We start from the raw sequence: 14,864 nt of genomic DNA, 5'->3' as shown, positions 1-14,864 counted from the left end.
CCGCCCGAGGAGAGGACGCGGCAGTGACCAGCGCCAACCCCAGCAGCACCCCGGCCGGCCCCGCCGCGGAGCCCGCCGTGGAACCTGTCGTCGAGATGCACGGCATCCACATGGACTTCCCGGGCGTCAAGGCCCTCGACGACGTGTCCCTGCGCCTGTTCCCCGGCGAGGTGCACGCGGTCATGGGCGAGAACGGCGCCGGCAAGTCGACGCTGATCAAAGTCCTGACCGGCGTCTACCGCGCGACCGCGGGCACGACCACCTTCGACGGCCGGGCCGTACGGTTCGCCGGGCCGGGCGCGGCGCAGGACGCGGGGATCAGCACGGTGTACCAGGAGGTGAACCTCGCGCCGAACCTCAGCGTGGCCGAGAACATCCTGCTCGGCCGCGAGCCCCGCCGCCTCGGCACCATCGACGGCCGGGCGATGCGGGCCGCCGCCCGCGTCCACCTCGACCGCATCGGCCTGCGGCTCGACCCCGCCTCCACCCTCGGCGAGCACCCGATCGCGGTCCAGCAGCTGGTGGCCATCGCCCGGGCGGTCGCGGTCGACGCCAAGGTGCTCATCCTCGACGAGCCCACCTCGAGCCTCGACGCCGAGGAGGTCGCGGAGCTGTTCCGCATCATGCGGGTGCTGCGCGACGACGGCGTCGCCATCCTCTTCGTCTCCCACTTCCTCGAGCAGGTCTACGAGATCTCCGACCGGATGACGGTGCTGCGCAACGGCCGCCTGGTCGGCGAGCACCGCACCGCCGAGCTCAGCCGCCTCGACCTGCTCTCGGCGATGCTCGGCCGCGAGCTCACCACGCTGGAGGAGGTCGGCCGGCTGGCCGAGCAGGCCGCCGAGCAGGCGGGCGGCACCCCGGTGCTCGAGGCCCGCGGCCTCGGACGCCGCGGCGCCCTGGCCCCGTTCGACCTCAAGGTCGCGGCCGGGGAGGTCGTCGGCCTCGCCGGGCTCCTGGGCTCCGGGCGCACCGAGCTCGTCCGGCTGCTGTTCGGCGCCGACCGGCCCGACTCCGGCACGCTGCTGGTCAACGGCCGCCCGGTCAGCCTCCGCTCGCCGCGCGCGCCGATCGCCGCCGGCGTCGCCTTCTGCTCCGAGGACCGCAAGGGCGAGGGGATCCTCGCCGACCTGTCGATCCGCGACAACCTCGTCCTCGCCGTCCAGGCCCGCCGCGGCTGGGCCCGCCCGGTCCCCCGCCGCACCAAGGACGAGCTGGTCGAGCGCTACATGCGGATGCTCGACATCCGCCCGAACGACCCCGACGCGCTGGTCGGGAACCTCTCCGGCGGCAACCAGCAGAAGGTGATGCTCGCCCGCTGGCTCGCGACCGACCCCTCCGTGCTGATCCTCGACGAGCCGACCCGCGGCATCGACGTGGGCGCGAAGGCCCAGATCCAGAAGGTGGTCGCCGAGCTGGCCCGCGACGGGATGGCCGTGGTGTACATCTCTGCCGAGCTCGAGGAGGTGACCCGGCTGAGCAACCGGGTCGTCGTGCTCAAGGACCGCGTCAAGATCGCCGAGCTCACCGAGCCGTCGGTCGACGACATCATGCACCTCATCGCCCAGCACGATCCCGAGCCCCGGCTGGAGGCCGCGTCATGACATCGCCCGACCTGCCCGCACCCGTCGAGCGCCCCGCCGGGGCGAGCCTCGGCGCGCGCGTCCGGGGCAGCCGCCTGGTGTGGCCGGCGCTCGCGCTGCTGCTGCTGCTCGTCGGCAACACGATCGCGTCGCCGTCCTTCCTGGGCGTACGGCTGCAGGACGGCCACCTCTACGGCAGCCTCGTCGACATCCTCAAGAACGGGGCGCCGATCGCGCTCATCGCGCTCGGCATGACGCTGGTGATCGCCACCCGCGGGATCGACCTCTCGGTCGGTGCGGTCGTGGCCATCGCCGCCGCCGTCACCTGCACCTGGATCGCCGGCTCCCCCGACCCGACGTCGGCCTCGGCCGCCCTCACCGGCATGGCCGTGGCCATCGCGCTGTGCCTCGTGCTCGGGCTGTGGAACGGCCTGCTCGTCTCCGTGCTGGGGATCCAGCCGATCATCGCCACGCTGGTGCTGATGACGGCGGGCCGCGGCATCGCGATGCTGATCACCGACGGGCAGATCATCACCGTCAACAACGAGAGCTTCTCCTTCGTGGGCAGCGGCTTCCTGCTGTTCCCGGTCGCGATCCTCCTCGCGCTCGTCGTCTTCGTGGTGGTGGCCCTGCTCAGCCGGCGCACGGCCCTCGGCCTGCTCGTCGAGTCGGTCGGCATCAACCCCGAGGCGAGCCGCCTGGCCGGCCTGCGCTCGCGCACGATCATCTGGACCGTCTACGTCTTCTCCGCCTTCTGCGCGGGCCTGGCCGGGCTGATGATCAGCGCCAACGTCAACGCGGCCGACGCGAACAACGCCGGGCTGTTCATCGAGATGGACGCCATCCTGGCCGTGGTCATCGGCGGCACGTCGCTGGCCGGCGGGCGCTACTCGCTGGTCGGCACGCTCCTCGGCGCCCTGACCATCCAGACGCTCACCACGACCGTCTACACCGTCGGCATCGCGCCGGAGGTGACGCTGGTCTTCAAGGCCGTGGTCGTCATCGCGGTGTTCCTGCTGCAGTCCGCCCGGGTCCGCGCGGCCTTCGCCCGGCTGGGCCGCCGCGGCGGCCCGACGCGCCCCGTCCCCCGTACGGCCCCGGCGCGCCCGGTCGCGGCCCGGCCCCGTCCCGCCGAGAGAGTGAGCCCCTCATGACCGCCACCCTGCCGGCCCCGACCCTGGCCGCGGCCGGCGCACGCCGCCCGCGCGTGCCGACCAGCCTGCTGCCCGTCGTCGCCACGTTCGTGCTCTTCGTCGTGCTCTTCGCCGTCGGCTCGGCGCGCTACGAGAACTTCGGCTCCGCCCAGGTGTTCGTCAACCTCTTCGTCGACAACGCGTTCCTGATCGTGCTCGCCGTGGGCATGACCTTCGTGATCCTGACCGGCGGCATCGACCTGTCCGTGGGCGCCGTGGTCGCCCTGTCGACGATGGTCGCGGCCAAGACGCTGCAGGCCGGCCTGCCCGCCGCCCTGGTCTTCGTGCTCGTGCTGGTCATCGGCGCGACGCTGGGGCTGATGAACGGCCTGATCATCCACCACTTCGGCGTCCAGCCCTTCATCGCGACGCTCGCGACGATGTTCCTGGCGCGGGGCCTGTGCTTCGTGATCAGCGTGCAGTCGGTGTCGATCGAGGACCCGACGTTCCGAGCGATCGCCACGGGCAGCATCACCCTGCCCGGCGACGTCTACCTCACGTACAGCGTCCTCGTGGCCCTGCTGGTGGTCGTCGTGGCCGCCCTGGTGCTCCACAAGACCCGCTTCGGCCGCACCGTGTACGCGGTCGGCGGCAGCGAGAGCTCGGCGCTGCTCATGGGGCTCGCGGTCGGGCGCGTGAAGGTCGGCGTGTACGTGATCAGCGGCCTCTGCTCCGCGGTCGCCGGGCTCCTGTTCTCCTTCTACATGCTGTCCGGCTACGGGCTGCACGCGGTCGGCATGGAGCTCGACGCGATCGCCGCCGTCGTCATCGGCGGCACGCTGCTCGCCGGCGGCGTCGGCTACGTGGCGGGCTCCCTGCTCGGCGTCCTGGTGCTCGGGGTCATCCAGACCCTGATCTCCTTCCAGGGCACGCTGAGCTCCTGGTGGACCAAGATCTTCATCGGCACGCTGCTGCTCGTCTTCATCGTCGTGCAGCGCGCCATCAGCGGCCGGCGGCCGGCCTCGCGAAGCACCGGCGCGTGACGGCCGACCTTGGGCAGCCGCCCAAGGCGCCGGTGATGGCGGACGTGGCCCGGCTGGCCGGGGTGTCCAAGCAGACCGTGTCGCGCGTGATCAACGGCTCGCCCGCGCTCCGGCCCGCCACCCGCCTGCGAGTCGAGGCCGCCATCGAGCGCCTCGGCTACCGGCCGAACGTCGCGGCCCGCGCGCTCGTGCGGGGCCGGACCGGCGTCATCGGCGTGATCAGCGGCGGCCGCGGCCACTTCGGGCCGAGCAGCATCCAGCGCGGCGTGGAGCAGGCGGCCCGCGACGCGGGGCTGTTCGCCAGCTCGATCAGCCTGGACGAGATCACCCCCGAGCTGCTCGACGGCTCGATCGAGCACCTGCGGCGCCAGCTGGTCGAGGGCATCGTCGTCATCGCGGGCCACGACGACGCCGCGGAGGTCGCCCGCCGTCCCAGCCTCGGCGTCCCGGTCGTCCTCGTCGAGGGCGAGCAGGGCCGTACGCGCTGGAGCGTCGGCGTCGACCAGGTCGCGGGCGGCCGCCTGGCGACGCGGCACCTGCTCGGGCTCGGGCACCGCGAGATCGCCCACGTCGCCGGTCCGCGCGGCTGGTTCGAGACCCGCGGGCGGCTCGAGGGCTGGCGCAGCGAGCTGCTCGCGCACGACCTGCGCCCCCGCGAGCCCGTGCACGTCGACTGGAGCGCCAGCGAGGGCTACGCCGCGGGCCGCGAGCTCGCGCGCGACCCGTCGGTGACGGCGGTCTTCGCCGCCAGCGACCAGATCGCCATGGGGGTGCTGCGCGCGCTGCACGAGGCCGGGCGCCGGGTCCCCGAGGAGGTCAGCGTCGTGGGGTTCGACGACCTGCCCGAGACGGGCTACACGATCCCGCCGCTGACGACGGTGCGCCAGGACTTCGACACGGTCGGCGAGGCCGCCGTCCGCCTCCTGACCGAGGTGATCGACGGGCGCACGGAGCCGTCCGCGCCGCGGGTGCTCCCCCGCCTCGTCGTGCGCGCGAGCACGGCCACCCCGCACCGCTGAGCCGGCCACTTCCCTGCCGGGGTGGAGAATGCGGCCGTGAGGACCGACGGCCCCGAGCTGCGCGCCCCGGTGATGGCCGACGTCGCGCGCCTCGCCGGCGTCAGCCACCAGACGGTGTCCCGGGTGGTCAACGGCCACCACAGCATCCGCCCCGAGACGCGGCGCCGGGTCGAGCAGGCGATCACCCAGCTCGGCTACCGGCCGAACACCGCGGCGCGGGCCCTGGTCAAGGGCCGGACCGGCATCCTCGGCGTCATCGGCGCCGGTTCGGCGCACTTCGGCCCGACGAGCATCCAGCACACGATCGAGGACGCGGCGCGCGAGGCGGGGCTGTTCGCCAGCACGATCAGCCTCTCCGAGGTCACCCGCGAGATGCTCGACCAGTCCGTCGAGCACATGATGAGCCAGCTGGTGGAGGCGATCGTCATCGTCGCGGGCCAGGACGAGGCGGTCGAGCTGGCCCGCAACCACCCGACCCACGTGCCGGTCGTCGTCGTCGAGGGCGACCTGAGCCGGGCCCGCTGGACGGTCGGCGTCGACCAGGTCGCCGGGAGCCGCATGGCCGTGCGGCACCTGCTCGACCTCGGCCACGCCGACGTCGCCCACGTGGCGGGGCCGGCCGACTGGAGCGAGGCCCGCGCCCGGCGCGACGGCTGGCGCGCCGAGCTGGTCGCCCACGGCCGGCGCCCGCGGGAGCCGGTGCACGTGCCGTGGAGCGCGGCCGGCGGCTACGAGGCCGGCCGGCGGCTGGCCACCGACCCCTCGGTCACGGCGGTCTTCGCCGCCAGCGACCAGATCGCCCTCGGCGTCCTGCGGGCCCTGCACGAGGCCGGGCGCCGGGTCCCCGAGGACGTCAGCCTGGTCGGCTTCGACGACATCCCGGAGGCCGGCTACCTGCTGCCCCCGCTGACCACCGTGCGCCAGGACTTCCCGGCCGTCGGGCGTCGGGCGGTCCAGCTGGCCCAGGTGGCGATGGCCGGCGGGGCGGCGCCGCCGCCCGACCTCATCGCCCCCGAGCTCGTCGTGCGGGCCAGCACGACGACGTCCCCCGCGGTCTGAGCCGGTCGGCTCGGCCCGCGGGGGACGTCGGTGCTGATCAGGTGCTGGTCAGGTGCTGGTCAGGTGCTGGTCAGGCCTGGCAGCTCTTGTTGCTCATGCCCATGGCCGCGGCCGGGGCGGTGTTGCTGCAGCCGACGACGTTCCCGCCGTCGGCGTAGGGCATCCGCACCCCGTAGCCCGGGAGGGCGTCGCTGACCGCGTTGCCGTAGACGATGTTGTCGAAGCCGTAGCCGGCCGTGGTGTTCCAGACCTGGATGGCGTCGTTCGGGCTGTGGGCGCCGGTGTTGCCCGCGATGACCCAGCCGCTGCCCATGACCTGCACCAGGCTGTCGGTGTCGGAGGAGGTGATGGCCGCCCCGTCGAGGGTGTTCTTCCACATCGTCCCGTTGCTCGTCCCGGCCTTGGCCTCCATCGGCTCCGCGGTGGTGCCGCTGATGGTGTTGAAGGCGACGAGGTTGCGGTCGGAGGTGTCGGCGTTGCAGTCGTTGTAGAGGCACCAGTTGCCCTCGGCGGTGCCGATGTAGACGCCCTCGCCGTAGTTCGGGGAGTTGAGGCCGGTGGTGGAGATCGAGTTGCCGATGACGGTGGAGTCGGTGGTCTGGTTCTTGAGGTGGATCGCCTCGTCACCGATCTTCTCGACGCGGAGGTCGGCCACCGTGACCGCCTTGCTGTAGAGGACGGCGACGCCCTTCTGGACGTTGCGGACCGTCATGCCGGCGATGACCACGTTCGAGGCGCCGGTGACCCGGAAGCCGTAGCCCTTGGTGATGTCGGCGTTGTCGATGACCGCGGTGCGGGGCCCGCAGATCCACAGCGGCTTGTCGGGCGTGGCGACCGTGGTGACGTCGATGTTGGCGCCGTACGTGCCCGGGTTGAGCTTGATGACCGTGCCGGCCTTGGCGGCGCTCACCGCGGTGAGGAGCTGCGCCCGGGTCGACACCGTGACGGTGGCGGTCGGGCAGGTGGCGTAGCGCTGCGGGAAGGAGGCGTACGGGTCGCCGCCGTTGGTGAAGGACGCCGGCAGCGAGGCCGCCGAGTCGTTGCCCCAGGTGTCGCGGGCGACGACGCTCCAGCTGTAGCTGCCGCCGTCGGCCAGGCCGACGTTGGCGAAGGAGGTGGTGGCGGCGTCGGTGGTGCCGACCAGCACGTCGGTGGTGGTGCCGGTCGCCCGGCGGAAGATCCGGTAGCTCGCGACGTCGGCGTCGGGGCTCTTGGTCCAGGTCAGCTTGGCGCCGGTGCGGATCCCGGAGGCCTGCACGGAGGTGGGGGCGGCCGGGGCGTAGATGTCGGGCGCCACGAAGGCGTCGAGGGTGATGTTGCGGCCGGCCGAGTCGGCGTTCTTGTTGCCGGTGCGGACCACCCGCAGGGTGTGCCCGGTCTCGCTGAGCCCGGTGGCCTCGTAGACGTTCTGCGAGAACTTGGTCGTCGAGGAGTACAGGTCGACGGTCTTGACCTTGACGCCGTCGAGGTAGACGTCGGCCAGGCCGGAGGTGCTGTTGGTGCGGGCGAGCCAGCGGATGCCGCTCGTCGCGAAGGACACCTCGGCGTAGCCGGTGTCGCCGAGCGTGGAGAAGGAGCTGCCGCTGTCGGTGCCGGCGCCGGTGGAGGCCGTCTTGTTCCAGCTGCCCTTGAGCAGGACGTCGTCGGTGTCGTCGTCCTCGTAGACGCCGGCCGGCAGGGCCTTCATCGGCACGGTGGCGTCGACCGCCGCGGAGACCGGCGACTCGTTGCCCATCTTGTCGAGGGCGGTGACGGTGTAGCGGTAGGTGGCGGCCGGCTGCAGGCCGTCGTCGGTGAAGGTCGGCGCGGTGACGGGGGCGGTGGTGGCGGCGACCGGGGCCGAGGTGCCCTGGCTGCGGTAGACGCGGTAGCCGACGACGTCGGGCTCGGTGTTCGCGGCCCAGGCGAGCGTCACGGTGCCGCGGCCCGGGGTCGTGGTGACGGCGGTGGGGGCCGCCGGCGGGTAGATGTCGGGGGCGACGAAGGAGTCGAGGACGATCGCGGTGCTGGTCGAGCTCGCGTTCTTGGTGCCGGTGCGGACGACCCGGAGGGTGTGGGTGGTCTCGGGCAGGCCCTTCACCTCGTAGGCGACCTGCTGGTACTTCGTGGTCGACGAGTAGAGGTCGACGGTCTTGACCTTGACCCCGTCGAGGTAGACGTCGGCGATGCCGGAGTAGCTGTTGAGGCGGGAGATCCAGCGGATGCCGCTCGTGGAGAAGGACACCTCGGCGTAGCCGGCCGCGTTCAGCGTGGCGTACGAGCCGCCCGAGTCCATGTTCGAGGTGACCGTCGACCAGGGGCCGTAGAGGGTGACGGCGGCGTCGCCGTCCTCGTAGACGCCGGCGGGCTGGACGTCGATGGGCATCGTGGCCGAGGCGGCCGCCGAGGAGGCGGAGGCGTTGTCGGAGGTGTCGACCGCGACGACGTCGTAGCCGTAGGTGGCGCCCGGCATGCGGGCCGTGTCGGTGAAGGTCCGGACGTCCGCGGTGGTCGTGGCGATCAGCGTGCGGGTCGTGCTGGTGCCCTCGCGGCGGTAGACCTTGTAGGCCTTGACGTCGGTCTCGGCGTTGGCGGCCCAGGCGAGGTCGATGTCCTGGCCGTCGACCGTGGCCGTGAGGCCCGTCGGGGCGAGCGGCGCGTGGATGTCGGGGGCGACGAAGGCGTCGAGCATGATGTTCGGGCTGCTGGACGAGGCGTTCTTGGTGCCCGTCCGCACGATGCGGATGGTGTGCGAGGTCTCGGGCAGCCCGGTGACCTCGTACGCGACCTGCTGGGTCTTGGTCGTCGCGGAGTAGAGGTCGACCGTGCGCACCTTGGTGCCGTCGAGGTAGACGTCGGCGATGCCCGAGTAGGTGTTGTAGCGGGTGATCCAGCGGATGCCCGAGGTGGTGAAGCTCAGCTCGGCGTAGCCGGCGGTGCTCAGCGAGCCCGTCGAGCCGCCGGAGTCCTGGTTGGACGCGACCTTGGTCCAGGTGCCGTTGAGCGTCACGGCAGGGTCGTCGTTCTCGTACGTCCCCTGGCCGACGCCCTTGGGGGCGGCGGTCGGCGTCGCGGAAGCGGTCGGCGTCCCCGAAGCGGTCGGCGTCGCCGAGGCCGTCGGCGTCGCCGAAGCGGTCGGCGTCGCGGTTGGCGTCGCGGAAGCGGTCGGCGTCGCGGTCGGCGTCGCGGAAGCGGTCGGCGTCGCCGAAGCGGTCGGCGTCGCCGAGGCCGTCGGCGTCGCGGAAGCGGTCGGCGTCGCCGAAGCGGTCGGCGTCGCCGAAGCGGTCGGCGTCGCCGAGGCCGTCGGCGACGCGGAAGCGGTCGGCGTCGCCGAGGGCGTCGGCGTCGCGGAAGCGGTCGGCGACGGGGTGGCCGAGGCGGTCGAGCCGACGACGTCGAAGTAGTCGATCGTCACGTTGCGGCCGCTGGAGGAGTCGTTCTTGGTGCCGGTCCGGACGATCTTGAGGACGTGCGTGCCGGCGGTGAGGCCCGAGACGGAGTAGACGGCCTGCTTGGTCTTGCTCGTCGCCGAGTAGAGGTCGACGGTGGCCTTCTTGACCCCGTCGAGGTAGACGTCGGCGATGCCCGAGTAGCTGTTGACCCGCGTGTTCCAGGTGATCCCGGTGCCGGTGAAGGTGAGCTGCGCGTTGCCGTCGGTGTTCAGCGTGGCGTAGGAGCCGTCGGAGTCCGAGGTCGAGGTCGCCGTGCTCCAGGTCCCCGTCCAGCTGATGGCGGTGGAGGTGTTCTCGTAGCGGCCGGCGGAGACCCCGGAGTCGGCGGCGTGCGCCTGGACCGGCACGAGCAGCCCGGCGGTGACGGCGAAGGCGGCGAGGACGCTGGTCGCGCCGATCCGTGCCGCAGCAGGGATCGTGGGCATGCCAACAGAAAGGGTGCGCATGGGTGGGGCCTCTCGGGGATCGAGCCGCCCCGACGGCCCTGGACCTGATGAACTTCCCCCGAGTGGGTCCGGGCGAGCGGCCTGGCCGCGTCTCCCGTTCCCAGCACGAGGAGATTAGGCAAGCGCGCAGGGGCTTCGTGCCTGGTCAAACGGGCTTTTAGAAATGAAGAAGCGGCTCAGCGAGCCGGACCCGCCACTTTCCTGAGGAACTCTCGGCGCCACGTTGAGGAAGGCCGGTTGGCATCGGTGTCAGCGGCCATCTCGCCAAGACGCTCTCAGCGAATTCGTGGGGAGCGCCGCGAGACGGTTCTTAGGTTCGGCCCGAACCTGGATCGCCGCCCTCAGGTGCCGCGGCGGCGTCGAGCAGCTCACGGCGATGGGCGAGCGTCGTGCGCGGACGACCGAGCTGCTGGCCGCGGGCGATCTCGGCGGCGTCGATGCGGTGCCACTCCGGCATCCCCAGCGGGTGCAGCCCGCGCGACGCGAGCAGCGCCGGCAGGGCGTCCGGCGCCGCGGAGGGGACGAGCGTGCCCTGCTCGACATCGTCCAGCAGGGAGGCGACGGTCTCGACCGCGTCCGACTTGTTGGTCCCGATGACCCCGGTCGGTCCGCGCTTGATCCAGCCGGTCACGTACTCCCCCGGGGAGAAGGCGCCGTCGCGGATCACGCGCCCCTCGGAGTGGGGGATGCGGCCGGTGCGTTCGTCGTAGGGCGCACCCGGCAGGCGCAGGCCCCGGTAGCCGACGGCGCGCACCACCACCTGGGCGGGCAGGTCCCACGGCTCCCCCGTCGCCCGCACCAGGCCGTCGGGGCCGATGGCCGAGCGGGTCACCCGCACGCCCTCGACGTGCGTGGTGCCGAGCACGGCGAGCGGCGTGGTCCAGAAGTGCAGGTGGACGCGGTGCGAGGCGCCCCGGGTGGGCCGCCCGGCCCACTCGGCGAGGACCGCGAGGTTCCGGGCGGCGACGCGGTCGGTCTCCGCGACCAGGCGGCTCGACTCGTCGAGCACCAGGTCGGCCGGGTCCACGAGCAGGTCGAGGTCGTCCAGCTCGCCGAGCTCGCGCAGCTCCTTGGTGGTGAAGGCCGTGTACGCCGGTCCGCGGCGGGCGAGGACGTGCACGTCGGTCACCGCGCGGTCGCGCAGCGCCACCAGGACCTCGTGGGCCATGTCGGTGACCGCGAGCTCGTCGACGCCGCGCACCAGCACCCGCACGACGTCGAGCGCCACGTTGCCGGCGCCGACGACGACCACCTCCCGCGCCGCGGAGAGCAGGCCGGGGACCCAGGGGTGTCCCGGCGCGGCGGTGCCGTCGTCGGGGTGCACGTCCGGGTGGCCGGTGTACCAGGTGACCAGCTCGGGCGCGGCGACGCTGCCGGGCAGCTCCTCGCCCGGGATGCCGAGGCGGCGGTCGCTGCCCGCGCCGTACGCGTAGACGACGGCGTCCACGCTCGCCCGCAGCTCGTCCACGCTCAGGTCACGCCCGACCTGCACGTCGCCGTAGAAGGTGACGCCGGCGGCGTCGAGGGTGCGCTCGAGCGTGCTGCGGATCGAGCGGATCGACGGATGGTCGGGGGCGACGCCGTAGCGCACCAGACCGAACGGGACCGGCAGCCGGTCGAGCACCAGGACGCGGACGCCCAGGCCCTCGACGCGGCTCTGCCGGGTGAGCGCCTCCGCCGCGTACACGCCGGACGGACCGGCGCCGACGACGGCGACGAGCAGAGGCATGTCCCGCGCCGGAGGTCTAGGAGGAGGCCTCGTCGTCGACCGCGACCAGGTCGGGCAGGGGCTCGGGCGCAGCCTCCGGCTCGGCGAGCTCCTTCGCCGGGGCCTCGACGGTCGGCTCGTCCGCCACGACCTCGGCCGCGGCGTCCGCGTCCTGGACGAGGACGTCCGTGGGTGCGCCGTCGAACGCCGCCGCCACCGCCTCGTCCACGCTCGCGCGGGACCCGGCGGCGACCTCGGCGATCGCGTGCTGGACGGCCGCCCGGATGGCCGGGTCGGCGGCGCCCGAAGGCGTACCCGTCTCCTCCGGCGTGCTGTCCTCGCCGCCGCGGCGACCACGGCCGCCGCGGCTGCGCCCGGAACGACCGGAACCGTTCCCGCCGCTTCCGCCCGCACCGTTGCCGGACGCGTCGTGCGACCCGTGGTCGTGCTGGTGGCCGTTGCCGACACCGCTGCTGCCGTTGCCGCCGCCACGGCGGGAGCCGCGCTGCTCGCGCGCACCGCCGTCGGCCTGGCGCTGGCTCTCCACCGGCTCGTCGTGGATCTCGTAGCCGCGCCCGTGGCAGGTCGGGCACTCGGTGCCGAACGCCTCCAGCAGGCCCGTGCCGATCTTCTTGCGGGTCATCTGCACCAGCCCGAGGCTCGTCACCTCGGCCACCTGGTGGCGGGTGCGGTCGCGTCCGAGGCACTCGACCAGGCGGCGCAGCAGCAGCTCGCGGTTCGCCGGCAGGACCATGTCGATGAAGTCGATGACGATGATGCCGCCGACGTCGCGCAGCCGGAGCTGCCGCACGATCTCCTCGGCCGCCTCCAGGTTGTTGCTGGTGACGGTGGCCTCGAGGTTGCCGCCGCTGCCGGTGAACTTGCCGGTGTTGACGTCGATGACCGTCATGGCCTCGGTGCGGTCGATGACCAGCGAACCACCGCTGGGCAGGAAGACCTTGCGCTCCAGCGCCTTGGCGATCTGCTCGTCGATCCGGTAGCGGGCGAACACGTCGGTGTCGTCGCCGGGACCGGGCTCGTAGTGCTTGAGCCGGTCGGCGAGGTGCGGCGCCACGTGCTTCACGTACGCGTCGATCGAGTCGTACACGTCGTCGGGGCCGGACTGGCCGGAGACGATCAGCTCGGAGAAGTCCTCGGTGAAGAGGTCCCGGACGATGCGGACGGTCAGGTCGGGCTCGCCGTAGAGGAGCTGCGGCGCCTGGCCCTTGGCGACCTTGGCCTCGATGTCGGACCACTGCGCCTTGAGCCGGTTGACGTCGCGGACCAGCTCCTCCTCGCTCGCGCCCTCGGCGGCGGTGCGCACGATGACGCTGGCCTCGCCGACGAGGCCGGAGAGAATGTCCTTGAGCCGCTTGCGCTCGTTCTCCGGCAGCTTGCGGGAGATGCCCGACAGGTGGCCGCTGGGGGCGTAGACGATGTAGCGCCCCGGGATCGAGACGTGGTTGGTCAGGCGGGCGCCCTTGGCCCCGACCGGGTCCTTCGTGACCTGCACGAGGACCGTCTGGCCGGACTTGAGGACCTTCTCGACCTTGCGGTTCTGGCCCTGCGCGCCGAAGGAGTCCCAGTCGACCTCGCCCGCGTAGATGACCGCGTTGCGGCCGCGGCCGATGTCGACGAACGCCGCCTCCATGCTCGGGAGGACGTTCTGCACCCGGCCCAGGTAGACGTTGCCGATGAGCGACGTCGCCGACTCGCGGTCGACGTAGTGCTCCACGAGGATGTCGTCCTCGAGGACGGCGATCTGGGTGAGGGTGTCGCCGGCGGAGTCCTGGCGCTGGCGGATGATCATTCGCCGCGTGACCGCCTCGCGACGGGCCAGGAACTCGGCCTCGCTGAGGATCGGGGCGCGACGACGACCGGCCTCACGGCCCTCCCGACGGCGCTGGCGCTTGGCCTCCATGCGGGTCGAGCCGGAGATCCCGGTGACCTGGTCCTCGGCGGACTTCTCCGAGCGGGCCGACTTCCGCGGCTCGCGGACGCGCACCACGACGTCGGTGGGGTCGTCCGGCGCGGGGACGGTCTCCTCGCCACGACGGCGGCGGCGACGACGACGACGGCGGTTGCCGTCGGAGTCCTCGGAGCTGTCGTCGCCCGACTCGTCCTCGGCGTTGTCGGCGGTCGCGGCCGGCTCGCCGGACTCGGCCTGCTCGGCCGCCTCGGGAGCCGGGGCGGACCCGTCCTCGTCGGTGGTCTCCTCGGCGCCCTCGGCACCGTCGGAGTCACCGGTACGACGACGGCGGCGACCACCTCGGCGACGACGACGGCGACGGTTGGCGTCCCCGCCCTCGTCGGCGCTGTCGCTGCTGTCGGAGTCGTTCTCCGCGTCCTCGTCGTCCTCGTCGGACGGCTCGGCGTCGTCGTCCTCGTCGGACGGCTCGTCGGCATCTGCGTCGGGCGCTGCGTCGGCGTCTGCGTCGGCCGCCAGGGCGGCGTCGACCGTCCCGGCCTCGTCGACCAGGGCGGCCAGGGCGCTGACGCCGGCCTGCTCGGACTCCTCGTCGACCTGCTCCTCGGACGCCGCGGCGTCGTCGGCCTGGACCGGCTGCTCGTCGACCGGCGCGGTGACGACCCCCGCTGCCGGGGCCTCCTCGGCGGCGGGCGCGGCGGGCTGGTCGGCCTCGGCCACGAGGTCGTCGGCATCCGTCTCGGCGGCGGGGGCCGCGACGGCCTTGCGCGTACGCCGGCGGGTCGGACGGGCCGGCGGCTCCGCGTCGGTCTCTGCGACGGGCGCGGCGGCCGGTGCAGCGTCCTCGGCCGCGGGGGCGACCGCCTTGCGGGTACGGCGCCGGGCGGGCTTGACCTCGGGCTCCGGAGCCGCGGGCTCCGGAGCCGCGGGCTCCGGGGCGGCGGGTTCCGGGGCGGTGGGCTCGTCCTCGACGGCGTCAGCCGTCGTCACGTCGCCGGCCTGCGACAGCAGGGCGTCGAGGCGGTCGGCGACCGGGTCCGACACGGGGTCGGGGCTGGCGCTGGTGGCCGGCTCGAGCCCGCCCGGCGGGACGTCGGAGGGGTCGGGCGTCGGAGCCGCGGCCCGGCTGGTCGGGGGGCCGGCGGGGCGGCTCGCGGCCCGTCGACGGCGCGGAGCGGGCGGCGCCTGCTCGGCGGGGGTGGTGGTCTGCTCTGCGTCGGGCTCGTTGTCGAGCACTCGAACTCCATTCGCGGTGCGGATGTGCGCACCGATGTCGGTCGCCCTCCGGCACGGCCGGGAGGGACGGAAGCCTGCGTGGGACGGCGCCGCGCACGAGGAACCCGCGGTCAGGCCCGGCCGGTGGGCCGCCCGTCGCGGTGGAGCTCCGTGTCTCGCAGGGTCACGGGCTGTCACCCCGCGACCTGGTGTCGCCTCGACCGGACGGCTCCTGGGCCTCCCGGTCGAAGCCAGTATCCCACACCGCGCCCAACGCCCGGCCCTCTCGGGCCCGTGCGC

Annotated in this window: 8 protein-coding genes; 5 read left to right on the top strand and 3 right to left on the bottom strand. The window is 73.3% G+C overall.

The genetic code is table 11. From position 1 onward, the window contains the following. Positions 1 to 23 precede the first annotated feature (23 nt). Genes BMY04_RS06295 through BMY04_RS06275 form a run of 5 tightly spaced genes read left to right on the top strand, consistent with a single transcriptional unit; the run spans position 24 to position 5,837 of the window. Positions 24 to 1,604: a sugar ABC transporter ATP-binding protein gene (locus tag BMY04_RS06295; protein WP_232506140.1), complete on the top strand. Its 1,581-nt coding sequence runs from the start codon at positions 24 to 26 to the stop codon at positions 1,602 to 1,604. After that, entirely contained in the window at positions 1,601 to 2,737 is a 1,137-nt protein-coding gene (locus BMY04_RS06290) for an ABC transporter permease (protein WP_091178267.1), read from the top strand. Before BMY04_RS06295 ends, BMY04_RS06290 begins: the two co-directional genes overlap by 4 nt. Next, on the top strand, positions 2,734 to 3,759 hold the full coding sequence (yjfF, locus tag BMY04_RS06285; protein ID WP_091178266.1) for a galactofuranose ABC transporter, permease protein YjfF: 1,026 nt from the start codon (positions 2,734 to 2,736) through the stop codon (positions 3,757 to 3,759). Before BMY04_RS06290 ends, yjfF begins: the two co-directional genes overlap by 4 nt. Continuing rightward, a complete protein-coding gene (locus BMY04_RS06280; RefSeq protein WP_232506139.1) occupies positions 3,756 to 4,778 on the top strand; it encodes a LacI family DNA-binding transcriptional regulator in 1,023 nt (340 codons plus the stop codon). Before yjfF ends, BMY04_RS06280 begins: the two co-directional genes overlap by 4 nt. A 36-nt stretch (positions 4,779 to 4,814) precedes the next feature. Further along, on the top strand, positions 4,815 to 5,837 hold the full coding sequence (locus BMY04_RS06275; protein ID WP_232506138.1) for a LacI family DNA-binding transcriptional regulator: 1,023 nt from the start codon (positions 4,815 to 4,817) through the stop codon (positions 5,835 to 5,837). A 70-nt stretch (positions 5,838 to 5,907) separates the two neighbouring features. Here the strand turns inward: BMY04_RS06275 and BMY04_RS06270 are convergent, their stop codons facing one another. From BMY04_RS06270 to BMY04_RS06260, 3 genes are all read right to left on the bottom strand, one after another. Further along, positions 5,908 to 9,693, bottom strand: a complete 3,786-nt coding sequence (locus BMY04_RS06270) for a SaeA-related protein (protein WP_091178265.1) — start codon at positions 9,691 to 9,693, stop codon at positions 5,908 to 5,910. A 331-nt stretch (positions 9,694 to 10,024) separates the two neighbouring features. Next, positions 10,025 to 11,443: an FAD-dependent oxidoreductase gene (locus BMY04_RS06265; protein WP_091178264.1), complete on the bottom strand. Its 1,419-nt coding sequence runs from the start codon at positions 11,441 to 11,443 to the stop codon at positions 10,025 to 10,027. A 16-nt stretch (positions 11,444 to 11,459) separates the two neighbouring features. Then, positions 11,460 to 14,585: an Rne/Rng family ribonuclease gene (locus BMY04_RS06260; protein WP_091178263.1), complete on the bottom strand. Its 3,126-nt coding sequence runs from the start codon at positions 14,583 to 14,585 to the stop codon at positions 11,460 to 11,462. Between the last annotated feature and the right edge of the window lie 279 nt (positions 14,586 to 14,864).

The organism is Microlunatus flavus (genome assembly GCF_900110855.1).
GTDB lineage: Bacteria > Actinomycetota > Actinomycetes > Propionibacteriales > Propionibacteriaceae > Microlunatus > Microlunatus flavus.
Note: the sequence above shows the minus strand (reverse complement) of the source record. Positions and strands in the feature narration are given on the sequence as shown.

Coding starts and splice junctions, on each gene's coding strand:
- BMY04_RS06290 (WP_091178267.1), top strand. CDS start 1,601: ATGACATCGCCCGACCTGCCCGCACCCGTCGAGCGCCCCGCCGGGGCG.
- yjfF (WP_091178266.1), top strand. CDS start 2,734: ATGACCGCCACCCTGCCGGCCCCGACCCTGGCCGCGGCCGGCGCACGC.
- BMY04_RS06270 (WP_091178265.1), bottom strand. CDS start 9,693: ATGCCCACGATCCCTGCTGCGGCACGGATCGGCGCGACCAGCGTCCTC.
- BMY04_RS06265 (WP_091178264.1), bottom strand. CDS start 11,443: ATGCCTCTGCTCGTCGCCGTCGTCGGCGCCGGTCCGTCCGGCGTGTAC.